At 40.9% G+C, this 21,830-nt stretch carries 24 protein-coding genes and 1 tRNA gene; 18 read left to right on the top strand and 7 right to left on the bottom strand.

The window, feature by feature from the left end; all coding sequences use genetic code 11:
• Positions 1-37 precede the first annotated feature (37 nt).
• The 12 genes from LC040_06495 (at position 38) to LC040_06550 (ending at position 10,562) form a co-directional block, all read left to right on the top strand.
• Positions 38-340: a LysM peptidoglycan-binding domain-containing protein gene (locus tag LC040_06495; protein WLR52541.1), complete on the top strand. Its 303-nt coding sequence runs from the start codon at positions 38-40 to the stop codon at positions 338-340.
• Positions 341-355: 15 nt separating this feature from the next.
• Positions 356-1,030 carry a recombinase family protein gene (locus LC040_06500; protein WLR52542.1) on the top strand — a complete coding sequence of 225 codons (675 nt, stop codon included), beginning with the start codon at positions 356-358 and terminating at the stop codon, positions 1,028-1,030.
• Between the two features lie 68 nt (positions 1,031-1,098).
• A complete protein-coding gene (locus LC040_06505) occupies positions 1,099-1,332 on the top strand; it encodes a DUF896 domain-containing protein (GenBank protein WLR52543.1) in 234 nt (77 codons plus the stop codon).
• 110 nt (positions 1,333-1,442) lie between these two features.
• Entirely contained in the window at positions 1,443-3,443 is a 2,001-nt protein-coding gene (tkt, locus tag LC040_06510; protein ID WLR52544.1) for a transketolase, read from the top strand.
• A 144-nt stretch (positions 3,444-3,587) separates the two neighbouring features.
• Entirely contained in the window at positions 3,588-4,034 is a 447-nt protein-coding gene (gene sirA / locus LC040_06515) for a sporulation inhibitor of replication protein SirA (GenBank protein ID WLR52545.1), read from the top strand.
• Between the two features lie 88 nt (positions 4,035-4,122).
• The gene (locus LC040_06520; GenBank protein ID WLR52546.1) at positions 4,123-4,353 is read left to right on the top strand and encodes a YneF family protein; all 231 of its coding nucleotides are present in this window, start codon (positions 4,123-4,125) and stop codon (positions 4,351-4,353) included.
• Positions 4,354-4,512: 159 nt separating this feature from the next.
• Positions 4,513-6,279: an ABC transporter transmembrane domain-containing protein gene (locus tag LC040_06525; protein ID WLR52547.1), complete on the top strand. Its 1,767-nt coding sequence runs from the start codon at positions 4,513-4,515 to the stop codon at positions 6,277-6,279.
• A complete protein-coding gene (locus tag LC040_06530) occupies positions 6,272-8,068 on the top strand; it encodes an ABC transporter transmembrane domain-containing protein (GenBank protein ID WLR53215.1) in 1,797 nt (598 codons plus the stop codon). Before LC040_06525 ends, LC040_06530 begins: the two co-directional genes overlap by 8 nt.
• Positions 8,069-8,163: 95 nt before the next feature.
• Positions 8,164-8,871 (top strand): cytochrome c biogenesis protein CcdA, encoded by a 708-nt coding sequence (locus tag LC040_06535; protein ID WLR52548.1) that lies wholly within the window; start codon positions 8,164-8,166, stop codon positions 8,869-8,871.
• Positions 8,872-8,937: 66 nt separating this feature from the next.
• Positions 8,938-9,363, top strand: a complete 426-nt coding sequence (locus LC040_06540; protein ID WLR52549.1) for a Na(+)/H(+) antiporter subunit B — start codon at positions 8,938-8,940, stop codon at positions 9,361-9,363.
• Between the two features lie 193 nt (positions 9,364-9,556).
• Complete coding sequence (locus tag LC040_06545) at positions 9,557-9,916, top strand: response regulator (GenBank protein WLR52550.1); 360 nt, start codon at positions 9,557-9,559, stop codon at positions 9,914-9,916.
• A gap of 145 nt (positions 9,917-10,061) precedes the next feature.
• Positions 10,062-10,562 (top strand): cytochrome c biogenesis protein CcdC, encoded by a 501-nt coding sequence (locus LC040_06550; protein WLR53216.1) that lies wholly within the window; start codon positions 10,062-10,064, stop codon positions 10,560-10,562.
• Positions 10,563-10,588: 26 nt separating this feature from the next.
• Here the strand turns inward: LC040_06550 and LC040_06555 are convergent, their stop codons facing one another.
• Positions 10,589-11,014 (bottom strand): DUF2621 domain-containing protein, encoded by a 426-nt coding sequence (locus LC040_06555; protein ID WLR52551.1) that lies wholly within the window; start codon positions 11,012-11,014, stop codon positions 10,589-10,591.
• A 163-nt stretch (positions 11,015-11,177) separates the two neighbouring features.
• On the opposite strand from LC040_06555, the gene LC040_06560 reads away from it, so the two are divergent.
• Entirely contained in the window at positions 11,178-11,324 is a 147-nt protein-coding gene (locus LC040_06560; GenBank protein WLR52552.1) for a hypothetical protein, read from the top strand.
• A gap of 27 nt (positions 11,325-11,351) precedes the next feature.
• Here the strand turns inward: LC040_06560 and LC040_06565 are convergent, their stop codons facing one another.
• The 3 genes from LC040_06565 to LC040_06575 all read right to left on the bottom strand — a co-directional run bounded on the left by LC040_06565 (position 11,352) and on the right by LC040_06575 (position 13,709).
• Entirely contained in the window at positions 11,352-12,638 is a 1,287-nt protein-coding gene (locus LC040_06565; protein ID WLR52553.1) for a translation elongation factor, read from the bottom strand.
• Entirely contained in the window at positions 12,619-13,476 is an 858-nt protein-coding gene (locus tag LC040_06570; protein WLR52554.1) for a DNA adenine methylase, read from the bottom strand. Before LC040_06570 ends, LC040_06565 begins: the two co-directional genes overlap by 20 nt.
• A gap of 135 nt (positions 13,477-13,611) precedes the next feature.
• Positions 13,612-13,709: transfer RNA gene (locus tag LC040_06575), tRNA-Sec, on the bottom strand.
• 178 nt (positions 13,710-13,887) lie between these two features.
• On the opposite strand from LC040_06575, the gene LC040_06580 reads away from it, so the two are divergent.
• Positions 13,888-15,798, top strand: coding sequence for a copper amine oxidase N-terminal domain-containing protein (locus LC040_06580; GenBank protein WLR52555.1), 1,911 nt, complete (start codon positions 13,888-13,890; stop codon positions 15,796-15,798).
• 27 nt (positions 15,799-15,825) lie between these two features.
• On the opposite strand, the gene LC040_06585 is transcribed toward LC040_06580, so the two are convergent.
• Positions 15,826-16,161 (bottom strand): CHY zinc finger protein, encoded by a 336-nt coding sequence (locus tag LC040_06585; GenBank protein ID WLR52556.1) that lies wholly within the window; start codon positions 16,159-16,161, stop codon positions 15,826-15,828.
• 153 nt (positions 16,162-16,314) lie between these two features.
• On the opposite strand from LC040_06585, the gene selB reads away from it, so the two are divergent.
• Both selB and LC040_06595 read left to right on the top strand, forming a co-directional pair.
• On the top strand, positions 16,315-18,207 hold the full coding sequence (gene selB, locus LC040_06590) for a selenocysteine-specific translation elongation factor (GenBank protein WLR53217.1): 1,893 nt from the start codon (positions 16,315-16,317) through the stop codon (positions 18,205-18,207).
• A 12-nt stretch (positions 18,208-18,219) separates the two neighbouring features.
• Positions 18,220-18,732, top strand: a complete 513-nt coding sequence (locus LC040_06595; GenBank protein WLR52557.1) for an O-acetyl-ADP-ribose deacetylase — start codon at positions 18,220-18,222, stop codon at positions 18,730-18,732.
• A gap of 52 nt (positions 18,733-18,784) precedes the next feature.
• Here the strand turns inward: LC040_06595 and selD are convergent, their stop codons facing one another.
• Positions 18,785-19,840: a selenide, water dikinase SelD gene (selD, locus tag LC040_06600; protein WLR52558.1), complete on the bottom strand. Its 1,056-nt coding sequence runs from the start codon at positions 19,838-19,840 to the stop codon at positions 18,785-18,787.
• Between the two features lie 201 nt (positions 19,841-20,041).
• Between selD and LC040_06605 the strand changes: the two genes are divergently transcribed.
• Both LC040_06605 and selA read left to right on the top strand, forming a co-directional pair.
• Positions 20,042-20,209, top strand: a complete 168-nt coding sequence (locus LC040_06605) for an Rdx family protein (GenBank protein WLR52559.1) — start codon at positions 20,042-20,044, stop codon at positions 20,207-20,209.
• A gap of 75 nt (positions 20,210-20,284) precedes the next feature.
• Positions 20,285-21,682: an L-seryl-tRNA(Sec) selenium transferase gene (selA, locus tag LC040_06610; protein WLR52560.1), complete on the top strand. Its 1,398-nt coding sequence runs from the start codon at positions 20,285-20,287 to the stop codon at positions 21,680-21,682.
• Here selA and LC040_06615 read toward each other — a convergent pair.
• On the bottom strand, positions 21,679-21,825 hold the full coding sequence (locus LC040_06615; protein WLR52561.1) for a small acid-soluble spore protein P: 147 nt from the start codon (positions 21,823-21,825) through the stop codon (positions 21,679-21,681). The genes selA and LC040_06615 overlap by 4 nt on opposite strands.
• Between the last annotated feature and the right edge of the window lie 5 nt (positions 21,826-21,830).

A 21,830-nucleotide genomic window follows, 5' to 3' on the forward strand; every position in this document is an offset into this window, starting at 1 on the left:
AACATAAGGGTACGAACAAACATTCGGAGGGGATAATATGTCGAAACGGGACTTATCTTATTTAATTATGTTGTTTGTAGTCGCAGCAGTTGTTTTTGGGATGGTATTTAAAGAATTACAGCCAGTAAGTGCTGAAGAATATTTGCAAGTAACGATCAAAGAAGGCGATACATTGTGGGAACTATCTGAACAATATAAAATGCATCATAATTATTCCAACCAAGATTTCATTTCATGGGTAGAGCGTAAAAATAACGTCGAAAGTATTTATTTAAAACCAGGGCAAAAAATCATTCTTCCTGTTAAACTAGATCAGGCTGAAGTAGTCATGAAAGATTAAGAAAGGAAGACATTGATGAGGAAAGCCGTTATTTATTGTCGTGTTAGCACAAAGAAGGAAGCCCAGCATTCCTCGTTAGAACGTCAACGTGAAGAGCTGCAGAAGCTTGCAGTAGATTATGAATTTGAAGTTATTCAAACAATTTCAGAAAAAGCAAGTGGTTATGATGTCGACCGGGACGGCATACTAGAAGTATTACAGCTCTTTCGTGATAAAGAGGCTGAAGTACTCCTCATCCAAGATGAAACACGTCTTGGTAGAGGAAACGCAAAGATTGCGTTATTGCATGCATTAAATAAAGATAAAGCAGACATCTTTACGGTTAGTCAGCAAGGACAGCTTCAGCTATCAGAATCTGACTCAATGGTACTCGAAATTGTCGGAATCGTAGAGGAGTATCAACGGAAATTACATAATCTTAAAATTAAACGTGGAATGAAGCGGGCAGTTGAAAAAGGATATCAACCCCAAAACAATTTGAAAAATCAACACATAAATTCAGGACGAGACCGAAAAGAGGTCCCAATCGAGGAAATTGTGCGTCTTCGTCAACGAAAATTGACATTTGCAGATATTGCAGCGACATTACGCGGATTTGGGTACGATGTGAGTAAAGCAACGGTGCACAGGCGCTATAGAGAATACGTGAGAGAAACCGAACACTTGTCAAACGAGGACGATTTGCATTAAGATCGAGCTATGTATGGGGATGTTAAATGCCTCTAATGGTTACTGCTTATAAAGGAGTGAAAAGCATAATGCTTTCAAAAGAAAAAATAAATCGTATTAATGAGCTTTCAAGAAAGTCTAAAGCAGAAGGTTTAACAAATGAAGAAAAAGAAGAGCAACACAATTTACGCCAAGAATATTTACAAGCTTTTCGCGGTTCAATGAAAGATACCTTAAAGTCGGTTAAAATTGTTGATCCAAACGGAAAAGACGTTACTCCACAAAAATTAAAAGATGAAAAAGACAAGTCTTCATATCATTAAGAGGGAAAGGCTTGACGAATAACCGAAATTTCTTGCCAAAACGTTGTGAAATTTGTCGGAACGTTATATGATGATAGACGATGTAATCTTACTAAGGAAGGAAGAAATACATGTCTCACTCTATTGAAAACCTATCAATTAGTACTATTCGTACACTTGCAATTGATGCAATCGAAAAAGCAAATTCTGGCCACCCAGGAATGCCGATGGGTGCCGCGCCAATGGCATATAAACTTTGGACGAAGTTTATGAAGCATAACCCAAAGAATCCAAATTGGTTTAACCGTGATCGTTTCGTATTATCAGCTGGTCATGGTTCAATGCTTCTATACAGTCTGCTACATTTATCAGGCTATGATGTAAAAATGGATGATTTGAAGAATTTCCGTCAATGGGGAAGCCGCACACCTGGTCACCCTGAGTTCGGATATACACCTGGTGTTGAAGCAACAACTGGTCCACTTGGACAAGGTGTAGCTATGTCTGTCGGTATGGCAATGGCAGAGCGTCATCTCGCAGGTAAATATAACAAAGACAACCACAATATCATCGACCACTATACATACAGCATCTGCGGTGACGGCGATTTGATGGAAGGTGTTTCTGCGGAAGCGGCATCACTCGCTGCACACCTTCAGCTAGGTCGTTTAATTGTATTATATGATTCAAATGATATTTCACTAGATGGTGATTTAAATCGCTCTTTCTCTGAAAGTGTGGAAGACCGTTACAAAGCATACGGCTGGCAAGTTATCCGTGTAGAAGATGGCAATGATTTAGAAGCGATCGATAAAGCGATTGAAGAAGCAAAAGCAGATACGAACCGTCCGACACTTATTGAAGTGAAAACGGTTATTGGCTTTGGTTCTCCAACAAAAGCCGGTAAGTCTGCTTCACACGGTGCACCATTAGGTACTGATGAGCTTAAGAAAACGAAAGAAGCATATAAATGGACATTTGAAGAAGACTTCTACGTACCGGAAGAAGTATATACACACTTTAATGAAGCAATTGGTGGAGAAGAAACGGAAGAAGCATGGAATCAACAATTTAAAGATTACAAAGAAGTATATCCTGAATTAGCGAAAGAACTAGAAGATGCAATTGAAGGAAAGCTTCCTGAAAACTGGGATCGCGAGTTGCCAACATATCGTGCTGGTGAAGATAAGCCTGCATCTCGTGCGGCATCAGGAGAAGCAATTAATGCACTTGCAAAAACAGTTCCTAGCTTTTTCGGCGGTTCTGCTGACCTTGCAAGCTCTAATAAAACAATGATGAAGGACCAAGGTGATTTTACACCTGCTGATTACAGCGGCCGTAACATCTGGTTTGGTGTGCGTGAATTCGCAATGGGAGCTGCACTTAACGGTATGGCATTACATGGTGGCTTGCATGTATACGGGGCAACATTCTTCGTATTCAGCGATTACTTGCGCCCAGCACTTCGTTTGTCAGCGTTGCAGCATTTGCCGGTAACATATGTATTTACGCATGACAGTATTGCAGTTGGTGAAGATGGTCCGACTCATGAGCCAGTAGAACAGCTTGCATCTCTTCGTGCAATGCCTAATCTTTCTGTTATCCGCCCAGCAGATGGAAATGAAACAGTGGCAGCATGGAAGGCAGCGCTTCAATCGACAGATAAGCCGACAGCGCTTGTTTTGACACGTCAAGGTCTACCGACACTTGCTTCAACTGCTGAACATGCAGAAGAAGGTGTACAGCGCGGGGCATATGTAGTATCAGAAGCAGACGGAACACCTGATGCTATGCTTCTTGCGACAGGTTCTGAAGTGAGCTTAGCTGTTGAAGCACAAGCAAGCTTGAAAGAAGAAGGAATTAATGTTGCAGTTGTCAGCATGCCTTCTTGGGATCGTTTTGAAGCGCAATCGAAAGAATATAAGGAATCTGTTCTTCCGAAAAGCGTGAAAAAACGTCTTGCAATTGAAATGGGTGCTTCTCTAGGCTGGGATCGTTATGTTGGTGATGAAGGTTCAGTTCTTGGTATCGACCGCTTTGGGGCATCTGCACCAGGTGAGAAGATTATTGAAGAATACGGTTTTACAGTTGAAAACGTAAAAGCGAACCTAAAAGCATTGCTACAAAATTAAGCAAGAATTTCACCCCTTATGAGTAAATCAATCATAAGGGGTTTTTCTTCGACAAAACTAGTGTCTCATTGCTCCAGTAAAAGACAATCATTTTTTGATTGTTTGGTTATACTTACTGATATGAAGAATTTAGGGGGAGAGCAGATGAGGCACTATTCCATGTATTTATTAAGAGATGATGTCGCAGAGGAGTATTTCGGGAAGGAATCATTGCTTTATCGTCTTTTTTTGGAGTATGAACAGACAACGATGGAACAAAGCAATATTATTGAACGGCAAGTCCAATACATCACCCTTCCAATTCCAACAGCGGCGATTCAGTTTCAGCTTCAGAAAGAGTTAAAGCGTTACAGTGGCTATACAAGCGATGGACAAGTCCATTCTTTACATATAAAGTCACGTACCGGCATATCTGAGGCCCAGCTATCTGTGTTCCCCTCCTTTATGACTTTAAGTGCGCGTGGAGGGTATGAAGCAGAAACGATTTATTTTGAAATCTTGCGTAAGATGTATACATCTTTTTTGGCGATGGATTTTGAGACAAATCGATATGGTTGGTTAAATCCGATAAAACAGCGAAATTTTGTCTAAAACAATAAAAATAACTAAAAATATTGTATCTTATTAAACCTTTTAGTACACTTGAGTGTAGACAACATGAAGGAGGAAAGTTTTTGGTATGTGGACTACTATTTTGGTCGGCGTTATAGCACTATTAGCAGGTGTTGCAATCGGCTTTTTTGCAGCACGAAAGTATATGGAGAATTATTTGCAGAAGAATCCACCAATTAATGAACAAATGCTTCGTGTGATGATGATGCAGATGGGTCAAAAGCCATCTCAGAAGAAAATTAATCAAATGATGAACTCCATGAATAAATTGCAAACGAATAATAAAAAGAAAAAGTAAGTTGGACAGGCACTCAAGTTTTGAGTGTCTTTGTTATTATTCAAGTATTAAAATTTCACGTACTGAATTGTGATGATATGAAATATTTGCAAATCTGAGAAATATGCCACTATAATAGTAGCATTCGAAATATTATGTCTTTTTGAAGGGGAAACGTAAATGCGTGTGTTTAAAGAATTATGGTGGTTTTTTAAGCAAGAAAGACGAGCATACGGAATTGGCATCGCTCTGCTAGCCGTCGTAGCTTTTCTAGAATTAATTCCACCAAAAGTTATCGGCACAATAGTTGATCATCTAGAACAAGGGACGTTAACGAAAGAGATCTTACTAACATGGATTGGTATACTGTTTGCTGTTGGGGTATCCGTCTATGTTGTGCGTTATATATGGCGAATTTTTATTTTCGGTTCATCAGTAAAGCTTGCCCGGCAGCTGCGTAATGATTTGTATAAGCATTTTACCTCTATGTCGCCTTCCTTTTATGAGAAAAGACGTACAGGGGATTTAATGGCACATGCGACCAACGATTTACAGGCGATTCAAGCAACCGCAGGAGCTGGAGTGTTAACGTTTGTTGATTCACTTATGACAGGCGGCTTTGTATTAATTGCAATGGGAAGCACAATCAGTTGGAAGTTGACTCTGATTAGCTTATTGCCGATGCCATTAATGGCATTCATGACGAGTTGGTATGGCAGGCTTCTTCATAAGCACTTTCACGGTGCTCAAGCAGCTTTTTCATCATTAAATAATAAGGTTCAGGAAAGTATGAGTGGTATTAAAGTATTAAAGACATTGGCACAGCAAGAGCAGGATGCTGAGAAGTTTATTGCGCAATCAGATGATGTTGTTGAGAAAAATATACGTGTTGCAAAAATTGATTCACTGTTTAATCCGACGATCTCATTTATTGTTGGTCTTTCATTTTTCCTCGCCATTGCTTTTGGTGCCCGGTTTGTGACTGCAGGTGACATGACGGTTGGAGACTTAGTGTCGTTTACGACCTATCTTGGATTATTAATCTGGCCGATGCTTGCGTTTGGTTGGTTATTTAATATTGTTGAACGCGGTCGCGCTTCCTATGACAGGGTGCGCAAGCTATTAGCTGAAAAGCCGCTCATTACAGATGATAAGGCAGAAGTGAATACGCCGCCAAAGGGAGACATTCAATTCCAAGTTGATGAATTTCATTATTCAGAAGCAAACGAGCTTCCTCCAGTCTTGGCTCATGTTTCATTTAGCTTAAAACGCGGTGAAACGCTAGGGATCGTCGGGAAGACAGGCAGCGGTAAGTCGACACTCTTGAAATTGCTTATTCGTGAACATGAGGTAAATAAGGGAAAAATCCTTCTTGATGAACACCCGATTACGAGTTATAAATTAACAGCCTTAAGACAGGCATTTGGATATGTACCCCAAGACCATTTTCTTTTTTCTACAACTGTTGCTGATAATATAGCATTTGGAAGACCTATGGCTAGTTATGAAGAAATTATCGAGGCAGCGAAAACAGCACAAGTGCACGAGGACATTACACAGTTTGCAGAAGGTTATGAAACAGTAGTTGGTGAGCGGGGGGTTACGCTTTCAGGTGGTCAGAAGCAACGGCTTTCTATTGCACGTGCTTTATTAGTAGACCCGGAGATTTTGATTTTAGATGACTCACTTTCTGCAGTTGATGGGAAGACAGAGGCAGCTATTTTAGCGCAATTAAAAGAAAAACGAAGCATGAAAACAACCATTATTACAGCACACCGCTTAAGTGCTGTTCGTCATGCAGATGTCATTCTTGTCTTAGATGAAGGGCGAGTCATTCAGCGTGGCGTTCATGATGACTTGATGAATGAAGATGGCTGGTATCGTGAAACATTCTTGCGTCAACAAATGGAAACCCTTGTTGAGCGTGGAGGCCAAAATGATGAGTAAATTTCAATCAAAAGAGCAATGGAACAGCTTAAAGCGGCTACTTTCATACAGCAAGCCTTATAAAAAGCAAATTATCGGAGCGTTCTTCTTGTTGCTAGTCACAACCGCAGGACAGCTGGCAGGACCTTATTTCGTAAAAGTATTCATTGATGAATATTTAACACCAAATACGTTTCCTTTTCAACCGTTAGTATGGTTAGCGACTGCCTATTTAGTGACACATGTGATTAGCGTTTTTGCTGATTATTTCCAGCTGTATATTTTTCAAACGACTGCCCTTAAGGTAATTCATGCCTTGCGTGAAGATGTGTTTAAACACGTTCATAAGCTTGGACTACGTTATTTTGACCAGACACCGACAGGCGCACTTGTCTCTCGTATTACAAATGATACGGAGGCGATTAAAGAGTTATTTGTCAGTGTATTATCTACGTTTATGAAAAATATTGTTTTTCTTAGTGGGATTTTTGTAGCGATGTTTTTATTAAATGCTCGTTTAGCATTATTTACAATATTGTTGCTGCCGTTATTATACGGATTGATGGCGACATACAGGCGGTTAAGCTCTGTTTACTTCTATACGCTTCGGGAGCGATTAAGTCAATTAAATGCGAAGATGAGTGAGTCGCTTCAAGGGATGTCAATGGTTCAAATTTTCCACCAAGAAAAGCGTCTGCGCGATGAGTTTGCGGCGATTAATGATGCTCATTATGAAGCAGGAATGAAAGGTATTAAGCTGGACGGGCTGCTGTTAAGGCCTGCAGTTGACCTTTTATATTTGCTCGCCATTATGTTAGTGCTTTCGTTTTTTGGATTTCAATCGTTTGAATCAGCTGTGGAAATTGGTGTCCTATACGCATTTATTAATTATTTAGAGCGTTTCTTTGAGCCTGTTAACCAAATGATGATGCGGTTGTCAATCTTACAGCAGGCACTCGTAGCAGGCACGCGTGTTTTTCAATTGTTAGATGAGGACGATTATGCACCTTCTTTTCAAGCTGGTAAGCAGACGATTACAGATGGAGAAATTGAGTTTCGGAATGTAAGCTTCTCCTATGACGGCAAGACAGATGTGTTGAAAAACATCTCATTTACCGCCAAACCTTCTCAAACCGTGGCGATTGTCGGGCATACAGGCAGTGGGAAAAGTTCGATTATCAATTTGCTTATGAATTTTTACCCTGGCTCTAGAGGAGAGATTTTAATTGATGGCGTCCCGCTTCAAAGCTTAAATGAGAAATCCTACCGTGACCAAGTCGGTCTCGTCTTACAGGATGCCTTTTTATTTGCGGGGACGATTGAAGATAATATTAAAATGTACAGTCATGATTTTGAGCGGAAAGATGTTAAGGAAGCAGCGGAGTTTGTACAAATTCATGACATGATTGAGAAGCTTCCGAATGGATATGAGTATGAGGTTAATGAAGGTGGAAGCACTTTCTCCAGCGGTCAGCGCCAGTTGATTTCATTTGCAAGAACGATGGTGAGAAAGCCAAAAATCTTAGTATTGGATGAAGCAACAGCGAATATTGATACAGAGACAGAGGAAAAAATACAAGCAGCATTAAAAAGGATGCGAAAAGGGCGGACGACGATTGCGATCGCGCACCGGTTATCAACCATTCAGGATGCTGATGAAATTATTGTTCTGCATCGGGGTGAGATCATTGAAAGAGGCACACATGAACAGCTATTGCAAAAGAAAAATCAGTACTATCATATGTATTTAATGCAGCAAGGACAAAGCGAGGAGCTTGTACAGGAGTTTAAGGAAAGTAACATCCGCTGACACAAAATCGTCAAAAAAAATGTTTCGATCTCTTTTTAGATACTTTGTTAGAATTAGATGGGGTTTATTATTTTAGTACAGCTGGAGCTGATGTAATGACTGAGGTTAATCTCTTCCTAGCCTTAGGGGCTGGGTTTCTTTCCTTTATATCGCCGTGCTGTCTTCCTTTGTATCCAGCATTTTTATCCTATATTACAGGGGTAAGCGTTTCAGAATTACAAAAAGAAAACGCCATGCTGCAAAGGCGGACAATGCTGCACACGATGTTTTTCTTGCTTGGCTTTTCGATTATCTTTTTAGCATTAGGGATGTCAACAAGCTATTTTGGGCAGCTTTTTACACGCTATGATGACTTAATCCGCCAAGTAGGCGCTATCTTGATTATTTTCTTCGGCTTTATTGTTATCGGTGTTTTTAAGCCGGAATTTTTAATGAAAGACCGTAAAATTACGTTCAAAAATCGACCTTCAGGTTACCTCGGTTCACTTGTAATTGGGTTAGCGTTTGCTGCAGGTTGGACACCATGTACGGGGCCGATTCTAGCTGCGGTGCTTGCGATGAGCTTATCAAATCCAGGTTCAGGACTTCTATACATGCTCGCTTACACACTTGGCTTTGCGATTCCATTTTTCATCATGTCTTTCTTTATTGGAAAGATGCAATGGATTAAGCGTCATAATCATAAAATCATTCAAATTGGCGGATATTTAATGATTGTAATGGGTGTTTTCTTATTTTTTGATTGGATGACGAAGATTTCTTCTTATTTTATAAACCTTTTCGGTGGATTTACCGGGTTTTAGTGGGAACAGAGCTCATTCTATATTATAATGATAATGACACAAATGATGTTTGGAAGGGGAGAGGTTATGAGGACGAATGATTTAATTTTAAGAACAACGACAACGATGATCGCTTTTGTCATCCTTGCGTTTTCATTTTATTTGTTTTTAGCAGGGCATAACGCTCCTGGCGGCGGATTTATCGGCGGCTTAATGACATCAGGAGCGCTTGTTCTTATGTACCTTACATATGGCTTTGGAACGATGAAACGAGTAATTAAGGTAAGCTTTCGTACCTTTATTCCTGTAGGGTTAACGGTGGCTGTTGCGACTGCTATGGGCTCTTTTTTGTTTGGTGTGCCGTTTTTAAGTCATACATTTGCACATCTTCATCATGTACCGTTGCTTGGTGATGTTGAAGTGGCGACAGCGATGCTGTTTGACTTAGGTGTTTATTTAACGGTAGTTGGTGTCACGATGACCATCATCCTTTCAATTGCAGAAGATGTCTAATCGATTTGAAAAGTCGACAAGTTGTCGGCTTTTCTTTTTGCTCTACAAAAAGAGACATTGCTATCCAAAGTTGGGCGACTATGTTACTATTATACTTAAGGTAATAAGTATTTTTTATTATGATAATAAATTAGAAAAGTTTATATAGTAAGATGGGAATGCAAGCGGGGACTTGACATAAGGGGGATAATAAATGGCGAAAATTCTTGTAGTTGATGATGCGAAATTTATTCGGCTGACTTTATCTAATATTCTGGATAAAGGCGGGCATGTTGTGATTGGGCAGGCAGAAAATGGAGAAGAAGCGGTTGAGCTTTATAAACAGCTTCAACCGGATGTCGTTACATTGGATATTACCATGCCTATAATGGATGGGATTAGTGCCGTAAAAGAAATCAAAGGGTATGACAGCGACGCGGTCGTTGTGATGTGTTCAGCGATGGGGCAGCAGAAGCTTGTAGTTGAAGCGATTGAATCAGGCGCGAAAGATTTCATTGTAAAGCCATTTGATGAAACAAGAGTGCTCGACGCCATTGAGCGTGTGTTGCTATAAATGAGATAAAGCCATTTAAGGACGAAAGTGGTCTTAAATGGTTTTCTTTTTTGTGTTTTTTACAAGAAAAAGATGAAAAAACCGTTAAAAAACGTTATACTTTGAGTACACAATCATCATATTTGTAAGAAAAGAGTTGATGATGATGTATATTGTTTTAAGTTCAATCCTAGCCATTGTGATGGCGACACTTGCGATTTTTATCCGTATGAAAGCAGCAAAGAAACCAGCCACGGTTAAGAAGATTATTTTACCACCTGTTTTTATGAGTACAGGAGCGTTAATGTTTTTCGTTCCAATGTTTCAAGTAACGCTTTCTCAAGTGTTAGAGGCATTGAGTGTGGGTGCGCTCTTTTCCATTGTACTAATCAAAACATCGAAGTTTGAAATAAAAGAGGGTCAAATTTATTTAAAACGCTCAAAAGCATTTATGTTTATTTTATTTGGTTTGCTCATTTTTCGGATAATCTTAAAAACAATACTTGGACATTATATTCCATTTGGAGAAACAAGCGGAATGTTCTTTCTGCTCGCATTCGGGATGATTGTGCCATGGCGGGCAGCGATGTATATTAGTTATCGTAAAATGGAAAAGCAGCTTCATGCGGAACAAACAAACGAAAAAAACCTCGTCAAAACCCATTAATCGGGATGACGAGGTTTTTTGCTCTATTAAAATAATGCTTTGTATGGAGTAAGATCAACGTGCTTCTCTTCAAGCCTTTTGATTAAAAATTTATGATCCCGTTTTGGTGTGGCAATAATATAACCACGAATCACTAAATCTTGAGTAATCGTTGTTGCCTTTTCTTTAAGCGCTAATTCTCCAATTTTGCCGGCAATCTTTTGCCGCGCGACATCTCGGAATAATTCCGGAACAGGCTGCACCAATTCTTCTAAGAAAGCCTTTTGCTCTTCTGGCCATAGCGCTCTTGTTTTATCAACATAATACTCTTCCCAATCTAGGATGGATTTGCCGTCTTCTTTTGGCAGACGTTTCAAAAACTTGCGAAACATAAAATAACCGCCAATCGCAAGGGACCCTGCAAGAAATACGACCCAAAATAAAATAAACCACATAAACCAACCTGACAGCATCTCTATCACCTCTTAACTCTTCCCAAAAACATTTCTGTCCTTTTATTTTAACAGGTTATGTCGGAAACATAAACGGAAAGTACAACACTTTCAAGTGCATCAAAAGATTACCAAGCAATTTGTCTTCAAGTCAAGGTAAAGCTATCGGTAAGGAGGCGAGGAAATGACGAACAAAAAGAAGCGTGAAAATCATAATGGCAGTCAAAAAGGCAAATCGTACAGTGAAGCAGTTACTGGAAACAACGTCATTGCAAAAGAAGAATTAGAAAAAGCGATTCATCCAACACGGACAAAAATGAGTGACGGATAAAAAGGACAAGGCAAATGCCTGTCCTTTTTACCGTTTTGTTACGTTTGCAATCCATTCCATCCATTTCAGAACAGTTTGTGCTCTTCTAAAGTAGGTTGATTCGGAGCCAATCGCTACTTGTTCTTCTTTCATAATTTCGACAACACGTTCTTTTGGAAGCTTTTGCAACGGAGCCCATTCAGAAAAAACACGGTTAAAAACAGGCTGTTCAAATATCGTTTGGATTAATGTAATATATTTTTGCTTATATGGCTTGCTCATAATTGCTTGCCCGTGCGTAGTGAGGGAGAATGAAATACCATCATTCGTTCGTCGCTTATCAATTAAGCGTAAATAACGACCGATGCTTGTGTAATAATCAGTCTGTCTTGGAGTAAAATCATAATTCTCTGTTATTTCTTCCTTTGTAAGCGGCTGTTTGTATAATAAGCCAAGCAAATCAACAACACGCTCGAACTTATCAGCTTGTGGAAACGGAGCGTTGTCAGGCTCAGCCTGCGGTGTTATCGATTTAGCTAGCTCAGTGAGTTCAGCGAAAGTAATTGTCTCTGCATCGATCATATAGTGATGTTCTTGAACTAAGCGGAGCGAATCAAATTGTTTTTCATCATCAAATGAATAGACAAAGAAGCTGAATATATCATTTGAATGAGTAAAAAAAATCGGATGAATCGGTTTGTCTATACGGCTTCGCCACACTCGATAAGGATAAAATAATTGCCGAATGTTAAAGTCTGTTGTTTTTTCTTTTTTCGCCTCTGTGAGGATGAAGGCTTGTTTGCTTTCATAGCCGCCGTCAACTTCAATTTGTGCTCCTTGGACTGAAATAGGCAGAGTGCCAGATTCATTTGTTTTCATGTTAAACTGAAAGCTCTTTGAACCCATTCGACCGGATACCGTTGGAAACAGGTGTTCATTTGTCTTTAAGCCAAGTAAATCATGAAACATTCCACTTACGTGTGCTGCGTGAAGTGCTGCACTTTCTGAATATAAGTCATCATGTTGAAGTGTTTCGATATAAGCAGGCATTGAAACACGTGTTGGTGCTACGTTCTGATAGCGAACGCTTTCAAACAAGTGAAATGGCCCAATAAGATATTCAGAGCGGGATAAAGGAAGAATCCCAAGCTTATATAACTTAAAGATATTTGGCAGGTTTGTATAATGATCGAACTTACACATTAAGCGCGGTTCGCGCTCCTTGCGGATATCAGCAGCTTTGATACGAAAGAAACCGTCGCACTTAATCGCATTGATAATGTCGTATCGCTCAAATAAAATCTCCCACGCCGTATCATTTTTCGTTTTGGCCATCAAAGATCACCACGGCTTCTGGTATTTTTCCGCGTGCGCTTCCTTTTGAATTAATGCTTCGTGATGCCTGCACAGTTTCAATGTGGAAGTCTTTATACAGCTCTTGGATAAATGGTGTATACGAATTTGAAAGCATCACCGTACAGCCGCGTTCTGCAAGTTTGACGAAGCAGTCACGGAGTCGCACTTGTTCTTCTTTACCAAAGCCGCCTTGCGCATAGCTTGTGAATGAAGAGGTTTCATTTAATGGGTCATACGGTGGATCGAAATATACGAAATCTCCGCGTTTAGCACTTGTTACCGCTTCTTCGAAATCTGTATTTGTTATTTTAAACTGAATTGAATTTAAATACGTACTAACCGCGCGTAACACGTCTTCATTCACAATATTTGGATTTTTGTATTTTCCAAATGGGACATTGAACTGACCCTTAGAATTAACGCGGTATAAGCCGTTAAAGCATGTTTTATTTAAATATAAAATCCTGGCAGCACGCTCCACGTCCGAAAGCTTTGTGATCTTTTCGGAGCGGTCCCATGCCCGAATTTCATAGTAGTATTCTTTCTCATGGTGCTCAGCATGAAAGCGTAACTGTTCAACTAGCTCGGTAACGTTGTCTTTAATCGTTTCATAAACGTTTACAAGCTGTTCATTCACATCATTTATAAACGCCTTCTCTGGCATTAAATCAAACAGTACAGCCCCTGCACCGACGAACGGCTCATAATAATCTTCATATTGTGTTGGGAAATACTCACGAAGCACCGGGAGAAGCTGTCGCTTCCCGCCTGCCCATTTCAAAAACGGCTGCACATTCTTTTGCTGACATTCATTCATCTTATGTTCACCCCTAAATTAACAAAACGTACGTTCGAATTTATGTTCAGTATACAATAGATACTTTATATGTAACAGGAGAAATAAAAAAACACTGCATTGAGAGCAGTGGCTGAGGCAATATTTTATGTATGTTGGCGGGACTGTGTGGGAATCGAACCCACCGGAGACGGCACGCGCCTCCCAGGACGGTTTTGAAGACCGCGGAGTGCACCAGCAACCCAACCAGCCCCATCATATTTTGTCACCTAAAACATTATAGTCATTTTTTGAAATAGATGCAACCAATCGTTGTTTCACTTCGTTAAATATTGAAGCAAAATAATTACTTTAAAATTGGTTAAATTGTTAATAGGTGTTATAATCATCGTTGTAAAATGGTTATATTTGTTAACTAGAGGAGGAACAACATTGAGAAGGGGTAAAAGCATCTTTTCAGCTCTATTCGCCGCACTACTCGCTGTTCATTTTTCTGCTATACCTGTTTCAGCCAATACAGAGGTGGTTGAACAGAGAAAGACAGTAAAAGAGATGAACGATATGATCGTGAAAGTGGACGGGGAAACAGTAGACTTTCAGGATGTCGAGCCGATTATTGAAAACCAACGTACATTAGTACCGTTGCGAGCAATTTTTGAAGCGATGGGCGCGACTGTTGATTGGAATAAAGAAGAACAAACGATTTATGCGACAAGAAAAAACGAAACAGTACAGCTTGCGATTGATTCACCAATTGCTTTTACAAGTGGACAAGAGGTTTTGTTAGACGTTCCGGCTAAGCTGTATAAAGAACGTACAATGGTGCCGCTTCGGTTTGTTGGTGAAGCATTTGGCGGCATTGTTGATTTTGATGGAAAGAATCGTACGATTACAATCAGTTTATCGAAAGAACAAGTAATCGAGCTGACAGAAGCCTCGTTTTATTTAAATGGGGAGCAGCTTTCTTTTCAAACACCACCAATTTTTAAAGGTGGGCGAAATTATATTACGCTTGAGTCGGTATTAAATGCGCTTGACAGTGAGATCTATTGGACAAAAGAAGAGGAAAAAATCCATATTCAATTTGACGGAGCAAGCATGGATTTGTTTGTCGGACAAAATATAGCTTTTATGGATGAAGAGTTTATTCACCTGACTGCTTTTCCGATTGAACAATACGGAGTCGTAATGGTGCCGATTCGATTAATTACGGAAGCATTCGGAGGTACAGCCCATTACATTAAAGAAACCGAAGAAACACACCTTTACGTAAATCGTGCCAAGTTTAAAACGGCTTTTTTAGAAAAAGAGCAGGCCGAAATAATTACACCTTCCCCTGTGCCTAATGCACGTCTTGTTGGAGACCGTCGCCTGATGGTAAGCGATAATCCTGAAATCTTAAAGGAAAGCACCATTCCACATGATGATGTGACACTTTGGCATGATGAAGTTAAGACAACAGAAAGTGAAATGGATCATCGTATATTCGGATGGCATATTAATAAATTAGGTGAAAGGGTCAACGTCGGAATTACAATAGAAAATTTATCCACGACAAATGACCTTGAATTAAAAGGATTGAAAGGTGTCAACCGGACAAGTGCAAATGGTTGGTCGAACTATGATGTTGGGCTTCCTGTAGCTGAAAGTGTCTTAAGCAACAAGTTAACGAGCATTAACATGAAGGATACGGTTGTGAAAGCTGGCGAAACAGCTGTGATTCAAGCTTTTGGGATTGAAAAAGATTATTTGCTTGGATTTGTTGATGATTTTACCGTCGTGAAAGCAAATGGAAGCGGGGAAATGAAATATGTTGTCCGCACGGTTCTAAGCCGCTCGGTAGATGATTTACATACGATTAAGAAGGAGCCAGTTGAGCTTGATCGGGCAAACCCTCACCCGCGTGGAACTTGGCGTGCTTCAGAAATTGAAACAGAGCTGCCAGTGTATGAAGCAGGAACAAAAGAGGTTGCTTACAGCATTTCAAATGGGAAAACAGACAACTTACTGTCAGAAATTGAGTCCCTTGGTGGTGATCCGAGTAAGGTCATAAAAAACAGCGGTCATTACGGAATTATTTATAAGATAAAAATTCCTGTTCAAAATGTAACAGGAGAAGAACGGACAGTAAGAGTGCGAATTGGCGGCCGAGGCGGCTTGTATAATGGAGCAGTGAAAACAGATGACGGTGTTTTCATAACGCCGGTGCTTGAGCCGATGCGTGAAGTCGCTAATGTGAAGGATTATGTAATTAATGGCCGGAATGAAGTGATTGAATTAGAAGTGATGCACGCAGGTGGTGCAGCACTTGCAATGGCTGTGGATATTATAACTATAAAGTAATGAGAAGGAGAGTAGGTTCTAACATGCCTACTCTCCTTTCTTCATTTCAAAATAGAGATCGTTATGGTTTTTGCAGCTGGGGTTAAACTTTGCTTGGCAATTTGGGCATTGATACCGGCATTGTAAATACTCCGTTACGGTAAGTTCGTACTTACAGCTGCCGCAAAGAATCGATTTTTCATCAAAAGAGGTCTTTGGAATAACATGTGCAGGGTGGCCAGCTGTCTCTTGGTGACAATAGAAGCACGGATAATACGTCTTGCAGCATGGAAATTTAATCGCGATGATATCAGTCTTTTTGTGGTAATGTAGACATCTTGTCTCATTATCTACGAGCAATCCACGAATGATCGGCTTCACCAATATTCCCTCCTTTATTCTTACATTCTAGCAAAAAAGAACAGTTTTCTGATAAATCTTTTTCCTAACAGCTCTAATGGTGTATGATGGAATTATATTCAACTTATTTAAGGAAAAGGCGGTGGAAATGTGAGAATTCCAGCCTTTACGATTGGAATGGCAGGACACATCGACCATGGGAAAACGGCATTAACGAAGGCTTTAACGAATATTGATACCGACAGTTTAAAGGAGGAAAAAGAGCGGAGTATTTCAATTGAACCGGGGTTTGCTGAGTTGAAATTAGGCTCTGACGTTTCTGTCTCGATTGTTGATGTCCCTGGGCATGAACGGTTTATTCGCCAAATGATTGCCGGAGTTGCCGGGATTGATGCTGTATTACTTGTCATTGCTGCAGATGAAGGGATTATGCCGCAAACGAAGGAGCATATCGATATATTAAACTTTCTCGGTGTTGAAAACGCGATTGTGGTGATTACAAAAATCGATCGTGTTGATGATGAAATGCTTGAGCTTGTGACACTGGATGTGAATGAACAGTTAGCAGGAACAGTATTTGCCGATAAGGAAATTGTCTATGTGGACAGCTTATCGCATAAAGGCATTCCAGAGTTAAAAGAAAAAATTCGCACCGCCCTAGGAGAGTTGACACATCGAAGTGAAGCGGGGGATTTTCGCTTGCCGATTGATCAAGTATTTACAATCCAAGGCCAAGGCACAATTGTCAGAGGAACAATCTATGAAGGCTTGGTGAGAGAAGGAAATAAGCTGTTAATCTTACCGCAGCGCCTTCAAGTGAAGGCACGACAAGTTCAAGTGCATAAGCAGGAGGTGAAAACAGCACAGGCAGGACAGCGTGCCGCAATTAACATAAGCGGCGCATCAAAAGAAGATATTCAGCGCGGACATGTCCTCGTTTCAGCAGAGCGCTTTGCCGTAACAGATACAATTGATGTCGTGCTGCGTTTTGTCGATGAATTAATGTATCCTATCAAACAGCGTGCGCCGGTTAACCTTCATATCGGCACGGCTGAAGTGATGGGGAAACTCGTTTTCTTTGATCGGAATGTTGTAGAAAAAGAATGCGAAGAAATCTATTGTCAACTTCGTCTTGATGAAAAAGTAGTCGTTCGGCGTGGTGACAGGTTTATTTTAAGAAGGCCGACACCTGTTGAGACGATTGCAGGCGGGGCAATTGTTGACCCAAATGGAGAGCGATATCGCTTCGGTGAAGAAACTGTGCAATATTTGCAGAAGAAACGAGAAGGGACACCTGATGAGCGGGTAAAAGAAGTATTAATGACACATCATTGGCTGACGAAGAGTGAACTATCGACCCTCACCTCAATTGATGAAGCAGACTTGTCAACGCTTCTGTGTCGTGGAAAAACAAATGGAGCTGTTGTTGAGTTAAAGACAGGAAAATTTGCAAGAACAGAAACAATTGAACAGCTCCAGGAAGACGTTGTTCATTTGCTTCGAAGTTTTCATGAAAAACAGCCGCTTGCGCTTGGATTTAATAAGCCTGAGATGACCCAAGCCTTGGATACCTATCCACAACAGCTAGTTCATATCGTACTTGATAACCTTAAGGATGAAGACGTGCTTAAGCAGCATGGGCAGTTCCTTTCGTTACGATCATTTACACCGAAGTATCCGATGCAATGGGCGAAGCGAATGGAGCAAGCTGTTTCAAGTATGAGTGCAGATGGATTAATGGTGAAAGATTGGCAGACGTACACGAAAGAGGCTTCACTCCCGGCTGAAGAAGCTGAACAATTACGAAAATATTTACTTCATACAAAGCAAGCCTACGCTTTAACAGAGAAAATGCTTCTCCATGCTGAAGCATTTCAAAAGATGGTGAAGACGTTGCAGCAAAATACAGGGGAAACGTTTAACTTAAAAGAAGCCAAAGACGCACTCGGCGTGTCACGTAAATACTTGATTCCATTACTGGAGCTGTTAGATGCTTGGAACTATACCGTTCGTGCTGGGGAAGAGCGGAAATGGTTAAGTGATGGCTCGAAGAAGACGCAGCTAACATAAGGAGGTGTGCAGGTGGCTCGGGTTGAACAACGAATTCGTTTAGTGAAAGGTGATATTACGCAGCTTGAAGTTGATGCAATTGTCAATGCAGCGAACAGCCGTTTAGCCGGCGGCGGAGGAGTAGATGGTGCCATTCACCGCGCTGGAGGGCCTGCGATAATGGAAGCGTGCCGTGAAATTGGAGGCTGTCCAACAGGCGAAGCTGTATTGACAACAGGTGGAGACCTTTCTGCTGAGATGGTTATTCATACTGTAGGGCCAATTTGGAAAGACGGGTTGCAGAATGAAGCTAGTTTACTGGAAAAATGTTATGTAAACTCACTTCACTTAGCACGAAAGCACACTTTACGCACGATTGCCTTTCCAAATATCAGTACAGGTGTGTACGGCTACCCAAAGGAAGAGGCAGCAGAAATTGCGATTACGACGACGAAGAACTTTCTTGCTGAGTACTTTGACATTCAAGAGGTTTTCTTTGTTTGTTTTGATGATGAAAACTATCAATTATATAAAGAGCGTTTATAAATGCAATGAGGTTGACTAAGCGTGTGATAGACGCTTAGTCAACCTCTTGTTTTTAAGACTGTACGTGAATGGCGGTGTCTTGCTTTTCTGAAACTGCACCAATGATATTTGCTGCGAGATTGCTTTTTGCTGATAATGCTTGAATGTAGCGCTTGGCATCTTCTTTTGGCATTGCGACAAGCAAGCCGCCTGATGTAATCGCATCACAAAGGATAAGCTGCTTTGTTTCACTAACATTTTCATCATATGTAACAGCACGGTTCAGCCAGCGGTGGTTGGATTTTGAACCACCTGGAATCACGCCTTGCTCAGCAAGTTCAAGGGTTCCATCAAGCAGCGGAATATCCCGCATCGTTATCGTAAAATGAACCCCGCTTCCGCTTGCCATTTCATAGGCATGGCCGAGCAGACCGAACCCCGTTACATCTGTTACAGCATGAACGGTATAGTCTTTAAGCAGTTCACTTGCTGTTTTATTTAAAGCAGCCATCGTTTCAGTTACCGCTTGTTCTTGAGATGGGGTCACGACCCCGCGCTTAATGCCTGTTGTGATAATCCCGACACCAATTGGTTTTGTAAGGACAAGCACATCACCCGGCTTTGCACCAACATTTTGATAAATTCGCTTAGGGTGGGCAATTCCTGTAACGGAAAGACCGAATTTCGGTTCTTGGTCATCGATCGAGTGGCCTCCTACCGTTACAGCGCCTGCTTCTTTTACTTTTTCAGCTGCACCTTGAAGAACTTGCGCCAGCATTTCCCCACCGAGCTTTTTGACAGGGTAGCCAACAATATTGAGGGCTGTTTTTGGCGTACCGCCCATCGCGTAAATATCACTTAATGCATTGGCAGCCGCAATTGCACCGAACATATATGGATCATCTACAATCGGTGTGAAATAATCGACAGACTGAATTAAAGCAATGTCATCGGTTAAGCGATAAACGCCAGCATCATCTGATGTATCTGTACCGACGAGCAGATTACTGTCATGTTCTTGTTTTGGTAAGTGCCGCAAAACTTGCGACAAGTCCTCAGGACCTAATTTGCAGCCTCAGCCGGCTTTTGTTGAGAGACTTGTTAACCGAATCTTTTCGTGTTCGCTCATTTAAGCCACCCCCTTTTTGTTTATTATAATACAAAGGAAAGAGCCATTTCGAGCAACAAGGGATTTTTGCGAAAATAGTGGAAATTGCTTATAATAAAACATAATGAGTCAAGGAGGAAGATGCTTATGAAGTATCAAGTCTCAATTGAGTTTTGTATGCGGTGAAACTACGCACCAAAAGCCGCGAGTTTCGCGGAAACATTGTTTAACCATTTTCGAGCAGATATCACAGAGTTAGTGTTAATTCCAGGCACTGGCGGTGCATTTGAAGTAGTCGTAAATGGTGAAGAAATCTATTCAAAGCTTGAAACGGGTACCTTTCCTGACTTTGAGGAAATGATTCGGGTTATAGAAGAAATGAAGAAATAGAAAAAGCAGCCTGGCGGTATTGCCGGGCTTTCGTTATGTTTATCCAAAAAAAATAAGGCAGGGGGCAGTATACGAATGAAGCAATTTGTGCGGCAAATTCCTGCAGTACATGAACTACAACACGACCTACGTTTTATCGAATTACGAGAAAAGAGCGCATGGAATGAGCAGCAATTAACGAAGTGGATGAAAGAAATTATCAATGAGCTACGCACGTCATTATTAGAAGAAACTTGGGAAGGAAATGTAGATGATTTTACAAATGACATCTTAGCCCAATTGCATGAAGTGGCCGCAGAAAAGGGCTCTTATCAATTAAAGCATGTCATTAACGGGACAGGAACTGTGCTGCATACAAACCTTGGAAGGGCAAGGTTAAGTGAGCGGGCCATTGAGCATGTGAAGGAGACAGCCGAACATTATACAAACCTTGAGTATGACTTAAGGAGCGGCAAACGCGGCTCAAGGCACGCAGTTATTGAACAGTTGCTGTGTGAAGCGACAGGTGCTGAGAGTGCGATGGTAGTGAATAATAACGCTGCAGCCGTTTATTTAATTTTAAAGGCATTTGCAAAGGAAAAAGAAGTGATTGTTTCTCGCGGTCAGCTTGTCGAAATTGGCGGCTCGTTTCGCGTTTCTTCTATTATGGAAGAGAGCGGAGCAAAGCTTGTAGAGGTAGGAACGACAAACAAAACACATCTGTATGATTATGAAAGAGCTATTACGGATGAGACAGCGATGGTGATGAAAGTACATACGAGTAATTTTAAAACAATCGGTTTTACAGCAGAAGTGGATACGAAACGGCTTGTGGAGTTAGCGAAACAGCGAAATATTATGCTGTATGAAGACCTTGGAAGCGGTGCGCTGTATGATTATGCTGTTCATGGAATAGGGGAAGAACCGCTTGTGCGGGATGTGTTAGAAGCAGGGGTAGACCTCGTTTCGTTCAGTGGAGATAAGCTGCTTGGCGGACCGCAGGCAGGGATTATTGCAGGAAAGAAATCACTGATTGACCGTTTAAAGAAACATCAGCTTGCACGGGTGCTGCGAGTTGATAAAATGACGTTGGCAGCTCTGGAGTCAACTATTCTTCCGTATGTGCTTGGCGGAGAAGCAATAAAAGAAATCCCGGCTGTTCGTGATCTGTTAGCTTCGAAAGAAGAAATTTATGAAAAAGCAGGCCAATTTATCGAAGCGATTCAAGCGTGTAAGAAGCTTAAGTTTTCGGAAATGAAAGAAGAGTTATCGCAAATAGGAGGCGGCACAATGCCCGGAGTTGATCTGTCGACATGGGCGGTTTGTATTCAACATGAAGACATGAACGCCCAAGAACTAAGTGATGAACTTCGAAAGCAAACTCCGAGTATTGTGTGCCGCATTAAACACGAGCAAGTGATGATTGATTTTCGAACAATTGCTCAAACAGAAATGTCGGTCTTGATTGAACGCATGTGTGCGGTTTTGAATTAAAGATCGTGCCCTGAATGTTTCTTCTGGCGTGTATGATTACGGTTCTTTACTTTTTTCGAACCGCTTAATGGTTCAGGTTGACCTGGGTTTTCACCCTTTGGTGCGTTCTTACGGATATCTTTGCCTGTATTTCGTTCCATCATGATCC

Source organism: Bacillus tianshenii, from assembly GCA_020524525.2.
Lineage (GTDB): Bacteria > Bacillota > Bacilli > Bacillales > Bacillaceae_N > Bacillus_AV.